The sequence below is a fragment of the Flavihumibacter rivuli genome (assembly GCF_018595685.2).
GTDB classification, from domain to species: Bacteria; Bacteroidota; Bacteroidia; order Chitinophagales; family Chitinophagaceae; genus Flavihumibacter; species Flavihumibacter rivuli.
The window spans coordinates 413,609-436,125 of sequence record NZ_CP092334.1; the positions used below are offsets into that span (position 1 = coordinate 413,609).

General features: G+C 49.8%; 15 protein-coding genes, 1 other RNA gene and 1 pseudogene. 14 read left to right on the forward strand and 3 right to left on the reverse strand.

Features of this window, described 5'->3' with window-relative positions; translation table 11 throughout:
* The first annotated feature begins 41 nt into the window (after nt 1-41).
* The 11 genes from KJS94_RS01845 (at nt 42) to KJS94_RS01895 (ending at nt 13,286) form a co-directional block, all read left to right on the forward strand.
* Nucleotides 42-1,535, forward strand: coding sequence for a GH3 auxin-responsive promoter family protein (locus tag KJS94_RS01845; protein ID WP_214447053.1), 1,494 nt, complete (start codon nt 42-44; stop codon nt 1,533-1,535).
* 350 nt (nt 1,536-1,885) lie between these two features.
* Nucleotides 1,886-2,614: a GNAT family N-acetyltransferase gene (locus tag KJS94_RS01850; protein WP_214447054.1), complete on the forward strand. Its 729-nt coding sequence runs from the start codon at nt 1,886-1,888 to the stop codon at nt 2,612-2,614.
* 17 nt (nt 2,615-2,631) lie between these two features.
* A complete protein-coding gene (locus KJS94_RS01855; protein WP_214447055.1) occupies nt 2,632-3,828 on the forward strand; it encodes an argininosuccinate synthase in 1,197 nt (398 codons plus the stop codon).
* 93 nt (nt 3,829-3,921) lie between these two features.
* A complete protein-coding gene (gene argC, locus KJS94_RS01860) occupies nt 3,922-4,896 on the forward strand; it encodes an N-acetyl-gamma-glutamyl-phosphate reductase (protein WP_214447056.1) in 975 nt (324 codons plus the stop codon).
* A gap of 73 nt (nt 4,897-4,969) precedes the next feature.
* On the forward strand, nt 4,970-6,100 hold the full coding sequence (locus KJS94_RS01865) for an aspartate aminotransferase family protein (RefSeq protein WP_214447057.1): 1,131 nt from the start codon (nt 4,970-4,972) through the stop codon (nt 6,098-6,100).
* Between the two features lie 73 nt (nt 6,101-6,173).
* Nucleotides 6,174-7,145, forward strand: coding sequence for a Rossmann-fold NAD(P)-binding domain-containing protein (locus tag KJS94_RS01870; protein ID WP_214447058.1), 972 nt, complete (start codon nt 6,174-6,176; stop codon nt 7,143-7,145).
* 91 nt (nt 7,146-7,236) lie between these two features.
* Complete coding sequence (gene argB, locus KJS94_RS01875; protein ID WP_214447059.1) at nt 7,237-8,022, forward strand: acetylglutamate kinase; 786 nt, start codon at nt 7,237-7,239, stop codon at nt 8,020-8,022.
* Between the two features lie 2 nt (nt 8,023-8,024).
* Nucleotides 8,025-9,140, forward strand: coding sequence for a M20 family metallo-hydrolase (locus KJS94_RS01880; RefSeq protein ID WP_239804251.1), 1,116 nt, complete (start codon nt 8,025-8,027; stop codon nt 9,138-9,140).
* 198 nt (nt 9,141-9,338) lie between these two features.
* On the forward strand, nt 9,339-10,670 hold the full coding sequence (argH, locus tag KJS94_RS01885; RefSeq protein WP_214447061.1) for an argininosuccinate lyase: 1,332 nt from the start codon (nt 9,339-9,341) through the stop codon (nt 10,668-10,670).
* 59 nt (nt 10,671-10,729) lie between these two features.
* Nucleotides 10,730-11,884 (forward strand): 1-deoxy-D-xylulose-5-phosphate reductoisomerase, encoded by a 1,155-nt coding sequence (locus KJS94_RS01890; RefSeq protein WP_239804252.1) that lies wholly within the window; start codon nt 10,730-10,732, stop codon nt 11,882-11,884.
* Nucleotides 11,885-11,960: 76 nt separating this feature from the next.
* Entirely contained in the window at nt 11,961-13,286 is a 1,326-nt protein-coding gene (locus tag KJS94_RS01895) for a C69 family dipeptidase (protein ID WP_214447063.1), read from the forward strand.
* Between the two features lie 171 nt (nt 13,287-13,457).
* Here KJS94_RS01895 and KJS94_RS01900 read toward each other — a convergent pair whose 3' ends face one another.
* Nucleotides 13,458-13,865, reverse strand: a complete 408-nt coding sequence (locus KJS94_RS01900) for a hypothetical protein (RefSeq protein ID WP_214447064.1) — start codon at nt 13,863-13,865, stop codon at nt 13,458-13,460.
* A 205-nt stretch (nt 13,866-14,070) separates the two neighbouring features.
* Between KJS94_RS01900 and rseP the strand changes: the two genes are divergently transcribed.
* Nucleotides 14,071-15,420: an RIP metalloprotease RseP gene (rseP, locus tag KJS94_RS01905; protein ID WP_214447065.1), complete on the forward strand. Its 1,350-nt coding sequence runs from the start codon at nt 14,071-14,073 to the stop codon at nt 15,418-15,420.
* 96 nt (nt 15,421-15,516) lie between these two features.
* Here rseP and KJS94_RS18225 read toward each other — a convergent pair.
* A pseudogene (locus KJS94_RS18225) lies at nt 15,517-17,171 on the reverse strand (carboxylesterase/lipase family protein).
* 175 nt (nt 17,172-17,346) lie between these two features.
* Here KJS94_RS18225 and KJS94_RS01920 point away from each other — a divergent pair.
* Together KJS94_RS01920 and ssrA are read left to right on the forward strand one after the other, a co-directional pair.
* Nucleotides 17,347-19,146 (forward strand): MutS family DNA mismatch repair protein, encoded by a 1,800-nt coding sequence (locus KJS94_RS01920; RefSeq protein ID WP_214447066.1) that lies wholly within the window; start codon nt 17,347-17,349, stop codon nt 19,144-19,146.
* Nucleotides 19,147-19,295: 149 nt separating this feature from the next.
* Nucleotides 19,296-19,671: a transfer-messenger RNA gene (ssrA, locus tag KJS94_RS01925) on the forward strand.
* Nucleotides 19,672-19,886: 215 nt separating this feature from the next.
* Here ssrA and KJS94_RS01930 read toward each other — a convergent pair.
* Nucleotides 19,887-22,436: a TonB-dependent receptor gene (locus KJS94_RS01930; protein ID WP_214447067.1), complete on the reverse strand. Its 2,550-nt coding sequence runs from the start codon at nt 22,434-22,436 to the stop codon at nt 19,887-19,889.
* Nucleotides 22,437-22,517 lie beyond the last annotated feature (81 nt).

Genomic DNA, 22,517 nt, shown 5'->3' on the forward strand with positions numbered 1-22,517 from the left:
GCCTTATCCCCCCTAAATTTGTTCCCAGCCCCCATTGCACTATGAAATTCAAGTCTTTTTTAGCGAAGCCTTTCGCTTCCTATGTATACAAGCAGGTAAAAAGGTCCATGCAGAACGCCGTGGCCGACCAGGAAGCGATTTTCCGCGAACTGGTCAAGACAGGTGCCGGCACCCAGTTCGGTAAGGACCACCACCTGGCCGAGGTTTCCGGCCATGAGCAGTTCACCCAGGCTATCCCCATCCGGGATTACGAGCAGTACAAGCCCTATATCGAGCTGGTCAAGGAAGGCAAGCATAATATATTATGGAAGGGTAAGCCCATCTATTTTGCGAAAACTTCCGGTACCACCTCAGGGGTGAAATACATTCCGATTACCAAGGATTCCATCCCCAACCATATCAATACGGCCCGGAATGCGCTGCTCTGCTATATGGCGGAAAGCGGGAATACTGCCTTTGCCGATGGCAATATGATCTTCCTTTCCGGTTCCCCTGAACTGGAAAGGGTGGGTGGAATACCCACAGGCCGTTTGAGCGGGATCGTGAACCATCACATCCCCAGTTACCTCAGGAAGAACCAGTTGCCTTCCTACGAGACCAACTGTATTGAAGATTGGGAGACCAAACTGGATAAGATCGTTGGGGAGACCATTAACAGGAATATGACCCTGATCAGCGGGATCCCACCATGGATGCAGATGTATTTCGACCGCCTGATGGATATAAGTGGCAAGAGGATCAAGGATGTATTTCCCAATTTCAGCGTGTTGGTACATGGGGGTGTGAACTTTTCACCCTACAAGTCCAGGCTTTTCGAAAGCATCGGAAGACCGATCGCGGCTATTGAAACCTTTCCAGCATCGGAAGGGTTCTTCGCCTTCCAGGATTCCCAACACGCAGAAGGGCTGCTGCTGAATACCAATAGCGGGATATTCTTTGAATTCGTTCCCGCCAATGAGATCTTCAATGAAAACCCAACCAGGCTGTCCCTGAAGGATGTGAAGGTCGGGGAGAACTATGCCCTGATCATCAACAGCAATGCCGGTCTGTGGGGATATAACATAGGGGACACCGTGAAGTTTGTGTCCACCAACCCTTATCGTATTGTGGTATCCGGCCGTACCAAGCATTTTATCTCGGCATTTGGCGAACACGTGATCGGGGAAGAAGTGGAATACAGCCTGATGAAGGCTGCAAAGGAAGAAAGGTTGCAGATCACCGAGTTTACCGTAGCGCCAATGATCAGCCAGGGGGCTGGCAAGTCCTATCACGAGTGGTTCATTGAATTCGAGAAGGCGCCCGACAACCTGGAGGCCTTTGCCTCGAGGGTGGATGCCAACCTCAGGGAAAAGAACATCTACTACGATGACCTGATCACCGGTAATATATTATTGCCCCTTAAGATCAGCGTGGTGCAGCGGAACGGGTTCATTGAGTACATGAAAAGCATCGGGAAGTTGGGTGGGCAGAACAAGGTTCCTCGCCTGAGCAACGACCGGAAGCTGGCAGATGCCCTGCAGCCCTGGATAAACTAACCTAAAGGCCGGCCGGATGATCATAGGGATCGATCCAGCCGGCCTTTTAAAATGAGGCATAAAAAATTTTGGCTCATTTTCCTGAAAAACGTATACTTTTGCGTCGACTTCCTTAAAAGTCATTCAACCAGAACTTGAAAGCAGCGAATACATATCAATATCATTTCAGTTCCATCAGGGTGATCTTCTCCCTGGATGCTGCTTTTAGTTTCCTTCCGCGACCTCGACGTGGTTGCTGATAGGACGAGCCCTTTGCAAAGGCCCCTATCAGTGAAAAAAGCCCCCGAGTTACTGAGCCTGCAGTCCAGGTATTAGCAATTTCCTTTTACTGATCCTTAATTTATTGCCAGTTGGAAAATCAATCCATTGTCGTTAGGGTTGCAACACCCGACGATGTCCATTTCGCATCCATCATTACCGATGAGATGGAAGCTTCTGCCAAGGCCCGTGGAACCGGTATTGCCAAGCGTTCGCCGCAATACATTGAAGAAAAGATGCGGGAAGGCAAGTCTGTTATTGCACATACCGAAGATGGTACATGGGTAGGTTTCTGCTATATAGAAACCTGGAGCCATGGTGAGTATGTGGCCAATTCCGGGCTGATCGTTTCCCCGGCCTTTCGCAAAAGTGGCGTGGCCAAGCGAATCAAGCAGCGCATTTTCGAACTCAGCAGGGAAAAGTATCCTGAAGCCAAGATCTTTGGCCTCACTACCGGACTTGCGGTGATGAAGATCAATTCCGACCTGGGTTATGAGCCGGTGACCTACTCTGAGCTGACGCAGGATGAAGCCTTCTGGGCAGGATGCAAGAGCTGCGTGAATTATGATATCCTGATGAGTAAGGACAGGAAGAATTGCCTATGCACTGCCATGCTCTATGATCCCAAGGACCATTATGAGCCATCAGAGACCGCAGCTGAATTCAAGCAACACTCTAAAGCCTATGAAAGGTTGATGCGCATCAAACAGTCGAGGTTTATCAAGAACTTCCTTAAAAAGGAGAGTTCAAAGAAGCCAGGCGGCGCCGCAGTAGAGAAGAAGAAAATGTTCTCGCTGTTCAACTACTTCTTTAACCTTTAAACGAACCATAGCCAAACATGTCAAGGAAAGTTGTTCTCGGATTCAGCGGTGGACTGGATACCACCTTCTGCGTGAAGTACCTTAGTGAAGACAAAGGGTATGAAGTGCATTCCATTATTGTGAATACAGGCGGCTTCAGTGCTGAAGAGCTGTCCAGGATCGAGGCCCATGCCTATGCCCTCGGAGTAAAGAGCCATACCACCGTTAATGCGGTAAAAGGATATTACGACAGGATCATCCGTTACCTCATCTATGGTAATGTTTTGAAGAATAATACTTACCCGCTAAGCGTAAGTGCTGAGCGTTTGAGCCAGGCCCTGCATATCGCAGAACATGTCCGGGCACTTGGCGCTGATGCCGTTGCCCATGGCAGTACCGGTGCCGGTAATGACCAGGTGCGATTTGATATGATCTTCCATATCATGATCCCAGGGGTCGAGATCATTACACCGATCCGTGACCTTAAACTCAGCAGGGAAGAAGAGATCGGGTACCTGAAGAAAAAAGGGGTGGACATGAATGTTGAAAAGGCAATGTACTCCATCAACAAGGGACTTTGGGGAACCAGCGTTGGCGGAAGGGAAACCCTTTCCTCAAAGGGCATGTTGCCTGAGTCAGCCTGGCCTACCCAGGTGACCAAAACAGGTGAGGAAGAGGTAAAGCTGCACTTCGAGAAAGGCGAACTGACTGCGGTGAATGATAAAACCTTTGACCATCCATCTGAAGCCATCCAATACCTGCAAGCTATTGCGGGACCTTATGGTATTGGTCGCGATATCCATGTAGGAGATACTATTATTGGCATCAAGGGCAGGGTGGGTTTTGAAGCAGCAGCACCCATGGTGATCCTGAAGGCCCACCATGCATTGGAGAAACACGTTCTCACCAAATGGCAATTGAACTGGAAGGACCAACTGGCACAGTTTTACGGTAACTGGTTGCATGAAGGCCAGATCCTCGACCCCGTGATGCGTGATATTGAAGCTTATTTTGAACAGTCACAGCAGAATGTGACCGGTGATGTATATGTGCAGTTGATGCCTTATCGCTTTAGTGTGATCGGTATCGAATCTGCATTCGACCTGATGTCTTCAAAGTTTGGCAAATATGGGGAGATGAACACCGGATTCACCGGCGAAGACGTGAGGGGTTTCAGTAAGATATTTGGCAACCAGACCGCTATCTGGCAGGCTGTGAACAAAAAGGAGTCCTGACCCATTCATGAATCATTCAGCGTATGCCACACCGAACAGGCTGGTTATGGAAGTCAGTACAGCAGTTAAATGCTGCGGAGTAAAAATTAAACTATGATCAAAGCAGGAATAATAGGAGGTGCCGGTTACACCGGAGGTGAACTGATCAGGGTACTGGTCAATCATCCTGCAGTGGAACTCGCCTATATCCATAGTAAAAGCAATGCCGGTAATCCTGTGTACAAAGTGCACCAGGACCTTGTCGATGAAGCCAACCTTGTATTCACTGACCAGTACAGTGATGCCATTGATGTGCTCTTCTTGTGTACCGGTCATGGCGAAGCGCGTAAGTTCATGGAAGCCCAGCCTGTAGCTTCCCATGTAAAGGTGATCGACCTCTCGAATGACTTTCGCCTGCAGCACCAATCTTCCATTGGCGATCGCCAGTTCGTCTACGGCCTTCCGGAATTGCAGCGGGAAGAGATCAGGCAAGCCAGTAATATTGCCAACCCCGGTTGTTTTGCAACAGCCATCCAATTAGGGCTACTGCCATTGGCCAAGGCCGGTTTGCTGGATGAGATCTATACAACCGGTATTACAGGCTCCACGGGTGCAGGGCAGGGCTTGAGCACCACTTCGCATTTCAGTTGGAGGGCCAATAATATCCAGGCCTACAAGACCCTTACCCACCAGCACCTAGGCGAGATCGGCCAGTCGCTCCTGCAACTGCAGGGGGATAGCGACATAGATATCAGCTTCGTACCCTGGCGTGGAGATTTTACCAGGGGCATATTCATCAGTTCAACCGTCCATTGTGACCTGCCCAAGTCAACGATAGATGAGTTGTACCAGGAATATTACCAAGAACATCCCTTTACCGTGTTTTGTGATGATGCCATCTTCCTGAAACAGGTGGTCAATACCAATAAGTGTGTGGTGCAGGTAGAGAAGGTGGGAGCCAAGCTGGTGATCCATTCGGCGATTGACAACCTGCTGAAAGGAGCCAGTGGACAGGCAGTACAGAATATGAACCTGATGATGGGCCTTGATGAAAGCCTTGGATTGAAATTGAAGGCTGCTGCATTTTAAAGTCAAGTAACTAACCTGTCTATCCTGTTGCTGGTACCAAGATGGCAGCATGTGGATAGTAAAACAACCAAGCATGAAACTCTTCGACGTATACCCGCTGAATGATATCACCATCACCAGGGCCCTGGGCTCAAAGGTTTGGGATGAAAAAGGAAATGAATACCTGGATATGTATGGTGGCCATGCCGTTATTTCTATCGGTCATACCCATCCCCACTGGGTACACCGCTTAGAAGCGCAGTTGCACCAGATCGCCTTCTACTCCAATTCAATCAAGATCCCTTTGCAGGTGGAATTGGCAGAGAAGCTCGGCAAGCTGTCCGGCAAGGCTAATTACCAATTGTTTCTTTGTAATTCCGGGGCAGAGGCCAATGAGAATGCCATGAAACTGGCATCTTTCCATACCGGTAGGAAGAAGGTCATTGCCTTCAGGAAATCCTTCCATGGCCGCACTTCGCTGGCAGTAGCTGCAACTGACAATCCTGCTATTGTGGCGCCTGTCAACCAGACCACTAATATCATCTTCCTTCCCTTCAATGATGTGGATGCCCTCCGTGCCTGCTTTAAGGCGCAGGGTGCAGATATTGCGGCAGTGATCGTTGAGGGTATCCAGGGTGTTGGTGGCATCAATGTTGCCAGCGATGCCTTCCTGCAGGCCATCCGCATGTGTTGTGATGAGTATGGTGCCGTCTATATCGCAGATGCCGTACAGTGTGGATATGGGAGAAGCGGAAAGTTCTACGCACATGACCATGCCGGTGCCGATGCAGATATTTACAGCATGGCTAAGGGAATGGGCAATGGATTCCCGGTTGCGGGAATCTCTATTGCGCCGCATATCCAGCCTAAGCATGGCATGCTGGGTACAACCTTCGGCGGCAACCACCTGGCCTGTGCTGCTGCACTGGGGGTGTTGGAAGTAATGGAGAAGGAAGGCCTGATGTTTGAAGCCGCCCTCACCGGCAAATACCTGATGGAAGAGTTAAGCAGTTTACCCCATATCAGCAATATCCGTGGACGGGGATTAATGATCGGCTTTGATGTGCCGGAATCCCAGAAGGACCTCAGGAAGAACCTGCTTGTAAAGCATAAGATCTTCACAGGTGAGGCCAAGCCCAACGTGATCAGGCTGTTGCCTTCGCTGGCTCTGTCCAGGGAAGAGGCCGATCGTTTCCTGGAGGCCATGCGATCTGAATTGGCATGATGGCCGATCAGCTAACTAACATTATAGGACAACCGAAAATCGGATTCGATACCAACACCCAACCCAACAAGCGATGCAACAGTTTCTTTCCGTTGATGATGTAAGCAATATTGACCTCCTGGTGCAGCAGGCGCTGGCCTATAAAGCTGATCCCTACAGGGATCGTGAACTGGGCAGGAGCAAGCGGATCGGTCTGCTCTTCCTTAATCCCAGTATGCGGACCCGCTTGAGTACTCAGGTGGCTGCACAGAACCTGGGGATGGAAGCCATTGTATTTAATGTTGGAAGCGAAGGCTGGGCGCTGGAATTCGCAGAAGGCGCCATCATGAATGGCACTACTGTTGAGCATGTTAAGGATGCGGCCCCTGTAATGGGCAATTATTTCGATATCCTCGCCATCCGGACCTTCCCTTCTCTGAAGAGCAGGGAAGAAGACTATAGTGAAGCCTATATCAGGCAATTCGTAAAATATGCAGGCATTCCTGTCGTGAGCCTCGAGAGTGCCACCCTTCATCCGCTGCAAAGCCTGACCGATATCATCACCATGACGGAGGCCCTGCCTGCCCTTCCGCCAGGGAAGAAGCCCAAAGTGGTATTGACATGGGCGCCGCATGTAAAAGCACTTCCCCAATGCGTGGCCAATAGTTTTGCGCAATGGGTGAATGCCTGGGGGCAGGCTGATTTTGTGGTGACCCATCCTGAAGGATACGAGTTGGACACCCGGTTCACCAATGGTGCAACCATTATGCATGACCAGGAGATGGCATTGAAGGATTCGGATTTTGTATACGTGAAGAACTGGAGTGCCTATTCAGACTATGGAAAGGTATTGTGTACCGATGAAGCCTGGATGCTTAACAATGCTAAACTGCAACTGACCAATAATGCGAAGGTGATGCACTGCCTGCCGGTAAGGAGGAATGTTGAACTGAGCGATGAGATCCTGGATGGCCCCAACAGCCTGGTGACCCGTGAAGCCTCCAATCGCGTCTGGGCTGCACAAGCCGTACTGGCAGAGATCCTGCGCAGTTCCATTAAGAGGTAAGAGTTTAATTGGTTATCTAAATCCATCTTACCCATAACGCCTTCGTGCCTATTCGTGCCTTAGTGCCTTCGTGGCAAAAAAATATCGAATTATGATCTACGTTATCAAAATAGGCGGTAATGTAATTGATGCGGAACCCTCCCTCCGCAGTTTCCTCCAGGCCTTCTCACAAGTGGAAGGAAAAAAGCTGTTGGTACATGGTGGCGGCAAGATCGCAACCCGTATCGGCGACAAGTTAGGGATCGTATCCCAGTATGTTGACGGCCGCCGGATTACCGATGCCGGTACCATTGACCTGGTGACCATGGTGTATGGGGGATTGGTGAATAAACAGATCGTTGCCCAATTACAGTCCCTGGGAACCGATGCCATTGGCCTTACCGGTGCGGATGGCAACCTGGTACCCGCACATAAAAGGCCGGTAAAGACCATCGACTATGGCTTTGTGGGTGATATTGATACCAACCTCATTCCATCAGCAAAATGGTATAACTTAATAGAGCAGGGCATGGTACCGGTAGTAGCCCCCCTTACCCATGATGGCATGGGGAATATGCTCAATACCAATGCCGATACCATTGCTTCCGCTCTGGCAATTGCCTTGTCAAAGCATGAGCCGGTAAGGCTTATCTATTGTTTTGAAAAGAAAGGTGTATTGGAATCCGTTGAAGATGATGGTTCCGTTATCAGGAAGATAGATAAGGTATCGTATGCCAGCCTTAAAACAGGACAGAAATTATTTGCAGGTATTTTGCCCAAGTTGGACAATGCCTTTGCAGCCATTGACGCTGGTGTGAAGGAAGTGCTGATCGGGCATGCAGATGACCTGTTGCAGAATACCACGGAATCAACCACCGGAACATTAATAACCGCATGAGCATGGAACAATTACAGGAAGAGGCTATTGGTTTATTGCTGTCCCTGGTCGCAATCCCCTCATTCAGTAAGGAAGAGGATAAGACTGCAACCTGCATACAGGACTACCTCTTATCAAAAGGTTTAGAGGCTAACCGCTACCTGAATAATGTCTGGGCTCTGAACCGGCATTTCGACCCGCATAAACCGGTGATCCTGCTGAACTCCCACCATGATACGGTAAAGCCCAATCCCCAATACAACAGGGATCCTTTCCAGCCAGTCATTGAAGACGGGCGGCTGTATGGACTGGGAAGCAATGATGCGGGAGGACCGCTGGTGGCCCTGATTGCCTGTTTCCTTAATTTCTTCGATAAGCCATCCCTTCCCTATAACCTGGTGTTGGCGGCAACGGCTGAAGAAGAGATATCCGGTTTGAATGGGATCGAAGGTTTGCTCAAGCATGAAACCTTCCTGGAAGCAACAGGGGTGGCCGCAAGGCCTCAACAGGTTCGCTTCCACCATTGGTCGGCCATTGTGGGTGAGCCAACGCAAATGCAGTTGGCGGTAGCGGAGAAAGGATTGCTGGTCCTGGATTGCGTGGCGCATGGGAAGGCTGGTCATGCCGCAAGGGAAGAAGGGGAGAATGCCATCTATAAAGCCATGCAGGATATAGAATGGTTCCGTACCCATCGGTTTGCAAAGGTTTCAGAGACACTTGGGTCGGTGAAGATGAATGTGACGGTGATCCAAACCGAGAACAAGGCGCATAATGTAGTTCCCGCCACCTGCAATTTTACCGTGGATATCAGGGTGACAGATGCCTATACCCATGAAGAGATAATAGAGGCCGTTCGGCAGAATGTATTTGCCGAGGTGAAGCCGCGGAGCATGCGGATGCGGGCCACGGGTATTGTCAATGAGCACCCGCTGGTGAAGGCCGGTTTGGCGATGGGCAAGAAGACCTATGGGTCGCCCACCTGTTCAGATAAGGCGCTGATGCCTTTCCCCGCTTTGAAGTGCGGACCCGGCGATAGCGCCAGGAGCCATTCCGCAGATGAATACATATTTGTGGAGGAAGTAAAGCAGGGGATAAAGGAATACATTGAATTGATAGGCCGGGTCTTTGGGGAAGGATAATGGATAACAAGTTAACCCCATAAGAGGCCTATTTAGCTGCGCCCGATGAGGTTAGAGGCCACTAAGGCGCTAAGGCACGAAGGAGTCACAAAGACGCCTTTGTGCAAATTAGTGTCTTAGAGGCTTCGTGGCCCTACCAGGGGGATATTAAAACAATACTAGAAACATACTCATACACCTATTGAAATATTTACAACCATGAAACTCTGGCAAAAGAACACCCAGTCACTGGCGGAAGTGGAGAAATTTACGGTTGGGCGGGATCGTGAGTTTGACGAGATGATGGCCAGGCAGGATGTGTTGGGCAATATGGCCCATGCCATCATGCTGGGTGAAGTAGGCCTGCTGACTGCCCCTGAAGTGGCAGAGCTGCTGGCAGCGCTAAAGAAGATCTACGGTAGTATCGAGGCCGGTGAGTTTCGTATTGAGCCCGGGGTGGAAGATGTGCATTCCCAGGTGGAGTTCCTGCTCACCCGTTCACTCGGCGATACTGGGAAGAAGATCCATAGTGCCAGGAGCCGTAATGATCAGGTGCTGGTAGACCTCAAACTCTTCCTGCGCGATGAACTGCAATCGCTGGTAGAAGCAGTTTTGCCCTTCTTCCAATTGCTGCAGGAGCAGAGCGAGCAATACAAGGATCATTTGTTGCCCGGTTATACCCATTTGCAATTGGCCATGCCTTCTTCCTTTGGCCTTTGGTTCGGGGCCTATGCGGAAAGCCTGGTCGATGACCTCCAGACCCTTCAGGCTGCCTACCAGGTGGTGAACAAGAATCCTTTGGGATCTGCGGCAGGTTATGGTTCTTCCTTCCCCATCAACAGGACCCGTACCACCCGGTTGCTGGGGTTTGCCGACCTGAATTATAATGTCGTGTATGCGCAAATGGGAAGGGGTAAGGCAGAACGGATCGTTGCCATGGCCATGGCCAACCTGGCCGATACCCTTGGCCGACTGTCGATGGATGCTTGCCTTTACCTCAACCAGAATTTTGGTTTCATTTCTTTCCCGCCGGAACTGACCACCGGCAGCAGTATCATGCCCCATAAAAAGAACCCTGATGTGTTCGAGCTGATCCGTTCACACTGTAACCGGATAAAGGCCCTTCCCAATGAGATCATGATGATGACCACCAACCTTCCATCAGGATACCATCGTGACCTGCAACTCCTGAAGGAGCATTTATTCCCGGCCTTTGGGGTGTTGAAGGATTGTCTGCAAATGGCCGGGTTGATGTTAAGCAATATTTCCATCCGGAAGGATATCCTGGCAGATCCCAAATACCAGTACCTCTTCAGTGTGGAAGAGGTGAACAAGCTGGTATTGCAGGGGATCCCCTTCCGCGATGCCTATAAGCAGGTAGGCTTGGCCATTGAAGAAGGGGCCTATACCTATGATGCCCGGGTCAGCCACACTCATGAAGGCAGTATCGGAAACCTCTGTACTGCCGAGGTGAAAAAGGCCATGGAAGCGGTTCTATCCGGGTTTAATTTTCAGGAAGTAAATGCCGCAACACAGCAATTATTGCGTTAATTTGCCGTTTCCTCTCCATGTCCCCGCCCAACCGGGGCAGGAAAGTTAACAGAGAAAACATGCAGAAACGCATTGCTATATTCGGATCGACCGGGTCCATAGGTACCCAGGCTTTGGAAGTGATTGCTGCCAATCCCCAGCTTTTTTCAGCGGAGGTCCTGACGGCCCAGCAGAACGACGAACTGCTGATCAGCCAGGCCCTGCAGTTCAAGCCCAATATCGTAGTGATTGGCGATGAATCGAAGTATAAGAAGGTTAAGGATGCCCTTGCATCAACCGATACCAAGGTGTTTGCCGGCGAGAAGGCCCTTGAAGAAGTGGCTGCCCTTGATTGCTATGACCTGATGCTGGCCGCCATCGTAGGCTTTGCCGGCCTAAAGCCCACCCTACAAGCCGTAGAGCAGGGGAAGCCTGTTGCCCTGGCCAATAAGGAGACCCTGGTGGTGGCAGGGGATATCGTGATGAAGAAAGCCGTGGAGAAACGTGTCCCCATCATCCCCGTTGATAGCGAGCATTCTGCCATTTTCCAATGCCTGGTAGGGGAGAACCTGAACCCAATCAACAAGATCATCCTGACAGCATCGGGTGGACCATTCCTGGGCAAAAAACCCAATTTTTTGGTGAATGTGAAGCGCGATCATGCTTTGCAGCATCCCAACTGGAGCATGGGTGCGAAGATCACCATTGATTCGGCCACCCTCATGAACAAGGGTTTGGAGATGATCGAAGCCAAGTGGCTCTTCAACCTCAAGCCGGAGCAGGTGCAGGTGGTCATTCACCCGCAGAGCATCATCCATAGCATGGTACAGTTTGAGGATGGCAGCATCAAGGCGCAGATGGGATTGCCCGATATGAAGTTGCCGATCCAGTATGCCATGGCCTTCCCGCAGCGCATACCCAACCAGTTTCCCCGTTACGATTTCCGTAAGCCCAATACCCTCACATTCGAGGAACCCGATGTAAAGACCTTCCGTAACCTGGCTTTAGCCACAGATGCATTGTTCAAAGGTGGAAACCTCCCCTGCGTCCTGAATGCAGCGAATGAGATCGCCGTCTTTGCCTTCCTGCGCAACCGCGTTGGATTCCTGGACATGACCGAAGTGATCGAGCGGACCATGGGAAAGGTAAGGTTCATCGAACACCCAACCCTGGACGAGTATTTCGACAGCGATGCAGAGGCCAGGGAATATGCTGCTTCCCTGATCCATTTGTAGGGGACCAGGCTGACAAGTTGAATCCAATCCCATTCCGGGCTTTCCAAGACTCCCAACTACGCAGTATCTTACAGCAATGTGTGATACCTTTTATATCCCACCCCATCTTACCCGTGATGGGCAGGCCATATTTGCCAAGAACTCGGACCGGGAGCCTAATGAGGCGCAACACCTGGTTCGCTATCCCCGGCAGTTCAGGGATACCGATGAGGTCAAAGCGACCTATATAACGGTTCCGCATAACCGAGAAATATTTGAAGTGATCCTTAGTAAACCCTTCCAGATGTGGGGGGCGGAAATGGGGATCAATGAGAACCAGGTGGTGATCGGCAACGAAGCGGTATTCACGAGGATGCCCATTGCCAGGAAGAACGATGGCCTGACAGGTATGGATTTGATCAGGCTGGCACTGGAAACCTCCAGATCGGCGGAAGCGGCACTCCGCCATATCTGCAGGTTGGTGGAAAGTTATGGCCAGGATGCCTGTGGGGGATATACCAACCGTAATTTTTTTTACCACAATAGTTTCATCATAGCTGATCCCCGCGAAGCCTATGTATTGGAAACGGCGGGCCGATTCTGGGTATATCGCAAATTGAGGTCCTATTATGCCATTTCCAACCGCCTCAGTATTACCCACGAGTGGGATGGTATCAGCGATGGCGCAATAGATTTTGCTGGCAAAAAAGGATGGTCTAAGGGAATGAAGGATTTCAGCTTTGCCGATGCATTTTCCGCCCCCTTAATGAGTCGGTTGTCCATGGCCGTTAAACGTCGCGAATGCAGCATGATGCACCTTGGAAGTTTGCAGGGTACGGCAGGCTTACAGGATGCTTTCAAGGTATTAAGGAGCCATGCGGTGGACCATGGTTTTGATCCCTCTGATGGCAGGATGGATAGCCTATGCCTGCATGCCACGGGTTTATTGACCCCTTCCCAAACCACGGGCTCCATGGTAACTGTATTAAGGAAAGATGCGCAACCCTCCATCTGGGCAACAGGAAGTTCCGCACCCTGCCTGAGTGTGTTCAAGCCATTTTACTTTGATGATGATGTGTTGGATGGGAAGAACTTCAGGTTGCCATCTGCAAGGGCCGATCAAAGCTATTGGTGGCAATGGGAGCGATGGCACCGCAAGGCGCTTTGCCAGTATACCCATGCCCATGAACTGGCCCATAACCTGTTCTACCCACTCGAAGATCGTTGGGTTGAATTTCATGAAAGGTCAAAAGAGGGTGATACAGACCGGGCTATCCTGAGAAAGGCATCTGCTGCCTGTGTGAGCGAGTCACTGGACTTGTTGGGCAATGCCCTTGACCAATTAAAGGAAAATGGAAAGTATAGAGGTTGGTTCTACCGATATCATTGGCGTAAATGGAACAGGGAGGCAGGGATAAAGTAGGATTTTTATTTTCATCTACGGGTGGAGGATAAATTATCCAAAACCCATTAGCCATATTCCTGTGGGGTAGGAAAAAATACGGCACTGTGAGCAGTGCCGTCTCATGTTCTGGCGGGACACACATGCCAGCTCGCCAAAACTGTTCCCGAAGGAACGTTTTCCAAACAATGATCAATTTCTTACAGTAACTGTATCTGCCTTCAACAAGGTCATATCGTTATAATAGCGAATCACGTATTTACCTTCCATGTACAAAGGCAATGAGAAGGCTGTATCCAGCTGGAATAGTCCTGTCCCGCAATTCAGGTTGCTGGTATCGGCAGGGTAGCTGCCATATGCCCTGATGTCATAGGTGTTCTGGACATTGCTGCGGACATCAAAACCTACAAATTCATAACATTTGTTCGATCCCTTTACACTTACCCTGGCATTGATCCTGCTGCCGGGAACGGTCTCGGCTGGTGTCTGGGCACCGGTGATCTGCAGGGGAACCAAAACCCTTCCTGTCTTATTCTCTACAGTTTTAAGGCATCCCGTCAGGCTGGTGAAAACAACCAATGCCGCCAATAACTTTTTCATACTGGATTTTAGGGAGCTTGACAGGCAGCGATAGGGTAGCGTTGCACCATGCAGGAGGAAAAAATATTCCTATAGGTCACCCCAAATGGCTATAGCCTTCAAATTCAATGGGAATGGCCTTTTCTTTCATAAAATTTTATGATGCGGATAGGCGTTTTTAGCAGATATTTGTCTTTATCCTAAATGTATCTGACGGAATCGTAATATGAGTTTATTAGCAATCAACTGGGCTGAAGCCGGCGTAAAGGCAGGTCAGTTCATCTTATCCTTTTCCATTATTGTCATCCTTCATGAATTGGGACATTTTCTCCCTGCCCGTTGGTTCAAGTGCCGGGTGGAGAAATTCTACCTCTTTTTCAACCCCTGGTTCTCCCTGTTCAAAAAGAAGATAGGCGAAACGGAATACGGCCTGGGCTGGGTGCCTTTTGGCGGTTATGTGAAGATCGCCGGCATGATCGATGAGAGTATGGACAAGGAGCAAATGAAACAACCGGCCCAGCCATACGAGTTCAGGAGCAAGCCAGCCTGGCAGCGACTGATCATTATGCTGGGGGGCGTGACCGTAAACCTAGTACTTGGCTTCCTGATCTATGCCGCTATGTTGTGGTACTGGGGCGAAAATTATGTTCCCACCAATAAGTTCAAGTATGGTATCGCTACCGACTCCCTTGCCCAGAGCATAGGATTGCGTGATGGGGATAAAGTGCTGAGTGTGGATGGGGAATATATTGACCGGTTCAACAAGATCCCCCTGAAAGTATTATTGAATGGTGCAAAGACCATGGAGGTGGATCGCGATGGCCAGAAGGTGAATATCAATATCCCGGAAGATTTTGCCGCCAAGCTGATCCATTTCAAGACGATCAATTTCATAGATATGCGTGTGCCTTTCCTTGCGGTAGATAGCCTGGCCGATACCAGTGCTGCTGTTAAGGCCGGTATCCGCAAAGGGGATAAGGTCCTTGCCGTAAATGAAAAATCAGCCCTCTATTTCCATGAGTTCAGGCGGGCTATCCAAGCCAATAAAGGCAAGCAGGTGAACCTTAGCGTAAAACGTGGCTCCGACACTTTACAAATGGCCCTGGCCGTTCCGGCAAGTGGTATCGTTGGCGTATACAATAGCGCTGTGAAGGATGAGTTTGAGGTTAAGGAGATCAGGTATGGTTTCCTGGAAGCTATTCCCGCAGGTTTCAAAAAAAGCGTGGAAACATTGGAGGGATACTGGTTACAGCTGAAGCTGATCTTCAGTGGCAAGGTGAACACCAATGAGTCACTGGGTAGTGTGATCAGTATCGGTAAAATGTTTGCCCCGGTTTGGGACTGGCAATTGTTCTGGAGCCTCACCGCCTTCTTCTCCCTTGTGTTGGCATTAATGAACGTGCTGCCCATTCCCGGACTGGATGGTGGCCATGCAGTGTTTACCATCATCGAAATGGTTTCAGGCCGCAAGCCAAGCGAGAAGTTCATGGAATATGCCCAAATGGTGGGTATGGTATTGTTGTTGGGATTGATGGCTTATGCACTGGGTCTGGATATCTTCCGACTGTTTAAATAAGCTTGACCTAAGGATATTTTTAAGCATTGTAGATAAATAGGAAAGCCTGGTTGTTGCCAGGCTTTTCTATTTGATAGGGTTATTGACCAAAGTTTGTCATGGCTTTCTTTCTGCCTTTACAGGCTTTCCATAATAGCGGTCGTGAAAGTCAAACCGCGCATCATTCCTGGCTTTGATCAGTTTTGATTCTGTGTCGATGATCATTACAGGAGGTTCAGTTGTAGTGGCTTCGGCAGCTTGCCATTCGGCCAGGTCTTTACTGTTGGGGTTGCCGGTAATAATGAAGTTGGCAAAGTACTGCTGCATCTGCTCCGATACTTTGTAGTCATCGGCTGTCCAGGCGTATTCCTTCACCAAATAAAGGTTACCCATGCAATATTCGATCTCGCAGGCATGTGGTGCGCCGATCGGTTCTGGTTGCTTTATTTGCGGTTGTGCATTCCTGGTAGTTCCACCTGCCAGTCCGGGTACGAGGTTGGGGTCAACCAATGGGGGACGCAGTTTGGAATAAAGGTACCGGTAAACAGGTTGTTTGCTGTTCCTGCGGTGCAGGTCGAACCACTTCCAGGTGCTGTATACGATGAACCGGTCAGATGCAAGGTCGGTGGCAGACCATTCCACTTCTTTCTCATTGGCATGTTGGTATAGTTTCAGTACTTCCTCATGGTCCTGTGGGTACTCGGCTTTTACGCGGTTGATGAAGTTTTCTGGTGTATAGGGTTTGCCTTGCATAAAGGCCATGCCGGGGATCTCGGCAGAATTCCAGCCCAATAATAAGGGGACCTGGCTTTGTTGTTGGGCGGCAAAAATCTCCGGAAGTGAGCGGGGTAGGAAATAACCATCAATCACTGGTGGGAAGCCAAAGCGCTTGGACTCCCGGTAGAGATGGAAGATCTCCGCTGTGCTCATCTTCCTGAGTTCAGCGATGCTTTTCACGCCGGCCTTACTAAGGAACTCGCTGCCGATCTTTTCTGCCTCCTGCAAGCTGACCGGTGCTAGGGTGGGGTAGATGGATGCACCGCTCTCGCCAATGGCACCATGAATAAGGCCCTTGCTAAGAGGGGAAGCCATTTGGGCACTTACAGAGATCGAACCTGCTGATTCACCTGCAATGGTCACCTTATTGGGATCTCCACCAAAGGCTTTGATATTTTGTTTCACCCATTGCAGGCCGCCAGCTGGTCGAGTAGTCCATAGTTGCCGGATGCTTTGTAAGAAGCCTCTTTGCTTAAATCCGGATGGGCGAGGAAACCAAAGATGTTCAGCCTGTAATTCACCGTCAGTACCACTATGCCTTTCCTGGCCATACTGGCGCCATCGTAGCGGGGTTCGGAACCGTCACCTGCCACAAATCCACCACCATAGAAATAGACCAGAACGGGAAGTTTAGCTTCGGGACGGGTAGCAGGGCTCCATACATTCAGGTAAAGGCAGTCCTCGTTAAAACCTTCAGACCGGAAATTCATGTCCCCAAATACGGCAGCCTGAACAGGTCCGGGTCCGAATTTTTTCGCCTCACGTATTCCCTTCCAATTAGGCAGGGGCTGGGGGGCTTTCCACCTTAATTCCCCTAGCGGTGGAGCGGCATAGGGAATGCCCAGGTAGATGTTGAGGCTGCTTTTGATACCATGGACACCTTCCAGTGTTCCGCTTTTAACCGTTGCCTGTACCGGGAATCCTTTGGGCGGTTGGGCCAATGCCATGCCGCCATGCATCGTTAAGGCAGCCATAAAAGTGACAATTAGTTTCATGATAGACAGGTGCTGTTTATTGAGTCAACTAGACTCAATGAATGTAAGGAATATTTTCCAGCGGTTATTAATTGGCCTTTGGTCAATTTCCTGATCCGCAACCGTATAACCAGTTGTTCGATGCAATTGTCAACATCCCCTTTTCCCGCTTTCAAAATTCCTCTACCTTTCGCCTATGATCAATTTCTCTCCGCTATCGTTCCATAAGGAACGGGTTGTTGAACTGGAAAAAGACCTTAAGCACCTCAATAAGAAAAGAAGCCGGATCGCCTGGATAAGGTTGGTCCTGGCAGCCGGAACTGCGTATTTGTTCTACCGCCTTTGGCCAATTGATAAACTATATGCGGCACTATCACTTGCAGTGTTTTTAGCCATCTTCCTGCGGTTGGTGGTGATCAGCCTGCGGTTAAAGGACAGGGCCCTGCACTTGCAGCAGTTGTTGGCCATCCATAAGGATGAACAGGAATGGGTGCTGCACAGGTTCCAACATCGTTATGATGGAAGCGAATGGCAACCCGAACACCATGCCTATGCCCGCGACCTTGACCTGTTTGGCCGCCATTCTGTTTACCAGTTGATCAATCGCGCCCAATCGGAACAGGGCCGGCAGTTGTTGGCCAAATGGTTGCTGGAGCCTGCTATGGAAGCTGAGGTTCTTTCCCGCCAGGAAGCCATAAGGTCCTTATCCCTGCACCCTGATGCCATTTATGAACTACAGGCTATTGGTGCCAGTGAACAGATAAGGATCGACAGCCAATTGAAGTTGGAGGAGTGGCTGGCGGCAGCGTTCCGTTTCAGGGGAAAGGCTGTTTGGTCCACTCTGCGTTGGGGTTTTCCCATCCTTTCCTTATCTGCTTTAACTGCGCACCTGATAGGGTACCTGCCGGGACTGTATTTCTACCCGGCCCTGATCCTGTTCATGGTAATTGCCTTTGTGATCACTAAAAAAGTGATGCCCCAGTACCAGGTCCTGGATAAGATGACCGTTCAATTGAAAACCTTACTCAGGAGTGCCCGGCATGTAGAGTCGTTGCAATATGATGCGCCCTTGTTAATGCAATACCGGGAAGCATTTATGGGCGATGGTTCCGGTTGTTCTACCCAGATCAGGCAATTGCAAAGGATCCTGGACCGGTTTGATTACCGGCTCAATCCATTGGTCTTCCTGCCGCTCAATACTTTCCTGCTATGGGACCTGCAACAAGTGCTGGCTTTGGAACGGTGGAAGGAGGCCAACCAGGAGCGGGTAAGCCAATGGTATGCAGCCCTGGCAGGGATGGAAGCCTTGTATAGCTTAGGCTGCCTGGCCTTCAATAAGCAACACTGGGCCTTCCCGAAGTTGAGTGAAGCGCCCGGGGTTTTTAGCGGAAGGGGCGTTGGCCATCCGCTGATCGCGCCTGAAAAGCGGGTAGCCAATGATTTCATGACCGAGGGCAAGCCCAGGGTATCGTTGATTACCGGTTCCAATATGGCGGGCAAGAGTACCTTCCTCAGGAGCATTGGCATCAACCAGGTGCTGGCCATGATGGGTGCGCCGGTATGCGCGGAAGAGCTAACAGTATCGCCTATGCGTATTATGAGTAGCATGCGGGTGACCGATAACCTGGAGGAGAATGCATCCACATTTTATGCCGAGTTACACCAGTTGAAGGGGATCATTGATGCGGTGAATGAAGGGGAGCAGGTACTGGTGCTGCTGGATGAGATCCTCAGGGGCACCAATTCCAATGACCGGCATACCGGTTCAAGGGCCCTGATCAGGCAGTTGGTGGAGCAAAAGGCGACAGCCTTACTGGCCACGCATGACCTCGAACTGGCAAAGTTATCCGGGCAATACCCGGAGGCCATCCGCAATTACCATTTCGATGTGCAGGTGGCAGGGGAGGAACTCTATTTTGATTACCGCCTCAAGCCAGGCGTTTGCACAAGCATGAATGCTTCCATTCTCATGAAGAAGATCGGGATTGACCTTTGAAATGCCTGGAAGTCAGTTGGGAAGTGGCTTTGTAAGGGGCGGATCGATTTAACAATAAGAAGAAGGAAAGAATCAGTATATTTGCCATCTCATCGGAAAGGGGATGCATTCCAGCATAAAAGAATGGCGATCCCGCAAATCTTTCCCCTGGGGCTGTACTGGTTTCGACAGCGTAGGTCTTTGAAAGTGTAAGCATGTCGTGCGTTGGATAATTAGCACGTAAATCTGAATACCCGAACATCAAATGGCAATACTCAGTATGCCATGGCTGCCTAATCAGTGATTAAGTAGTCATTAGGGCCGCGTTGAGCAGGATGACCTGTTTCCAAGCTCCGCCGCCGACTCAAAACAAAACACAGGTTGCTGTTCATGAAGGCTGTGACATGAACAAAAGACCATCCAGCTAAGGAAGTGATCGGTTTGTTGGTTCCCTGTTGCTTCCCGACAAGTAATAATCAAATAAACATGTAGAAAGCTTTTGGAGAATATGTTTGGACGAGGGTTCGACTCCCTCCAGCTCCACACTCGCCCTCCCAGGTTCCAACCTGGGAGGTTTTTTTATTTTAATTCCCTTTGTGTAGGCGGGTTGAGCAAACAGTAAAGCCGGTCCCATGACCGGCTTTACTGTTTGGGGCGATGATCAGTTTTCGTCCTTATTGATGTTTTAATAATTATGACTGCTGGGATGTCAGTGTATCATTATCCAACAAAAATATCCTTCGCCAAAGCAAATCCCAGCCTTAGGCCCTTACCCTGTTCTCTTCCTCTTCTGAACTTCTGCTCCTGTTGCCTCGGCTTTGCTGGCTCGATTTACCAAAACGATAAGTGAAGCTAAGGGTGAAGACCCTGGAATCTGAACGGTTCCTGAATCCGGCGTCTGCCTGCCTGAGGAAATTGATCTGGCCATAGCGAATGGCAGAATAGAAGATATCCCTGACTGCCAGTTTGATGGTGCCCTTTTTATCAAGGATCTTTTTCTGGATGCCGGTGTTGATCACCCAGAATTCATCCAGGGAAACCTGGCCTACCAGCACACTGGTCCGGTAAGTCCCGCCCAGTTCTGCCGACCAATCTTTGCCTAACTGGAACTGGTTGGTGAAATTCGTACCGAAATACACCGCACTCGTGTCCATATAGGTGTTATACAGTTGGCCTTCGAAATGCCGCTGCTGTACATCGGCAAAGATGTTTAGGGTCCACCATTTGGCCGGTTTGGTGTTGGAGTTAATGGAGAAGCCGATAAATTCGCTGCTGCCCAGGTTATCGGGCCTGCTGAGGTAATTATTGCCGATCAGCCTGATGGCTTCCAGAAAGGTATCGCTTGTTTTGGTGTAGGTGATCGTTCCGGTGAGGAGTTGTTTGTAGGTATAGGAGAAAGTGAGTTCATGCGAAAAGCTGGGCCTCAGGAAGGGGTTGCCCACATATAAAGTGAATTTATCCAGCGGGGTCACATATGGGTTGAGGTCCTGGTAAAAAGGCCGCTCAATTCGCCTGCCATAAGTGAGTCCGATGGTGTGGTCTCCTGTAGTATCCATTTTGTAAGTCAGGAAGAGGGTGGGGAACAGGTTGGTGTATTCCCTTGAAAACGATGAATCGGGTTTAACCGGATTGCCTAACTGGTTGCCCTTTGAAAGGGTTTGCTCGGCACGTAGACCTGCATTGTAGGACAGGCGTCCTAAATTGCCTGAAATGGCCAGGTAGGCTGCATTGATATGCTCTTTATAGCGAAAGTCATTGGTTTTTTCATAGTCAGGGGACTGCGACCCATTGTTGATGAAATAAAAGCTGGCTGCATTTTTTGTTTCGGCATAACTCGCTTTCAAGCCGGTTTCAAGGGTGAAATGTTTCAGGGGGAATACCGCATCGGTTTTGGCTGCTATGATGGCGATCCTTGAAGGGAGGTAGCCAACCAGCGTGTCAAACCTTGGATCAGGAACCCCAAGGATGGTGGTGGTATTGCTGAAGGCCTGGTCCACGGTTGAAGTATAGTTCAGGTAGTCCACATCAGCCCCAAGGGTACTGCCTTTCTTTTTCAGGTCGCGCTTGAAATAAAAACTCAGCGATTGGTTCTTCCACAGGTCTTCTTCGCGGTTCTTTGCTGCAGTGGAAGAATCGATAGTGCCATCAGGCCTCCTGATGTTGCTGGTGTTTGTGGTATGCTGGGTAGATGGTCTCCTGAGTGCTGTTCCGCTGAAACCCCAGGTGGTTTTATCATCAGGGAAGAAATCGATCCCGATCTTGGCTGTGGATGCCTGATTCTTGCGCCTGATGTACGAATTCTGATCAAAACTGTATTCGTTCAAACCTGCCAGTGCATAATAATTCCTGTTGATGTCGAGGTCGGTCAGCCTGTTCTGGGTTACATAACTGAAATTGCCGTAATAATTCACGCGGTTCACTTTGTAATTCAGGTTAAGGCTGTTGGTGGTACTGAACAGGATACCCTGGTTAAAGGCCGTGGATAGGTTGCCGTTAAACCCTTTCATGCCGGTTTTTTTGGTTTTGATCTGGATAACCCCGCCGCTACCTGCAGCATCAAATCCCGCGGGTGGGTTGGACATGAGTTCAATTTGTTCCAAGGCAGAAGAGGGCAATGTGCGCAGGTAATTGGCCAGCGCATCACCGGAAAGGTAGGTGGGTTTTCCATTGATCATGACTGTTACCCCGGCCTTGCCATAGAGGGTAATGTTTCCGTCATCATCAACAGTTACACCAGGCAGTTGGGATAGCAGTTGCAGGGCATCAGTACCTGTACTGCTTACCATGGCTTCTACATTCACGATGGTCCTATCTGGTTTTTTTTCTACCATCGGCTTTCGTGCCGTAACTATTACCGCTTTCAACTGTGACGATGGGTTCATTACCACTTCAAGATCATGGTTCCTTTCTTGCCCGGCAAGAAGGAAGGTTGGCGATTGGTAAGCATTATAGCCTGCCATGCTTATTCTTACCTGGTAAGATCCGGTGTCCTTCAGTTCGAAGGCAAAAAAACCTGCGCTATCGGATAACTGGTTGGCAACGGGATTGCTTTTGTTTGTTCTGTACAGTCGCACCGATGCATCGGTCAATACAGATCCTGTACTATCTTTTACCCTGCCCTTTACCGTCATGGATGTTTGTGCAATGGCCTGTTGGCTTATGAAAGCCAGTAACAGCACCAGCAGCGGCCTGCATGCCAGTCGTAAACCGCTCGGGTGTAGCTGTGGGTTTATACCGGCTATTATCTTGAGATAAGGTAGTTTGATCATCATTAAATGGAAGGGAATCAATGATCCTGTTGTAGTTGTCATGTAATTTTTTTCAGGTGTCAGGTAATGTTTTCGGGATATGCCAGCAAAAGGCAAGTTTTGTTGTTTGATTTGATCTGGTGT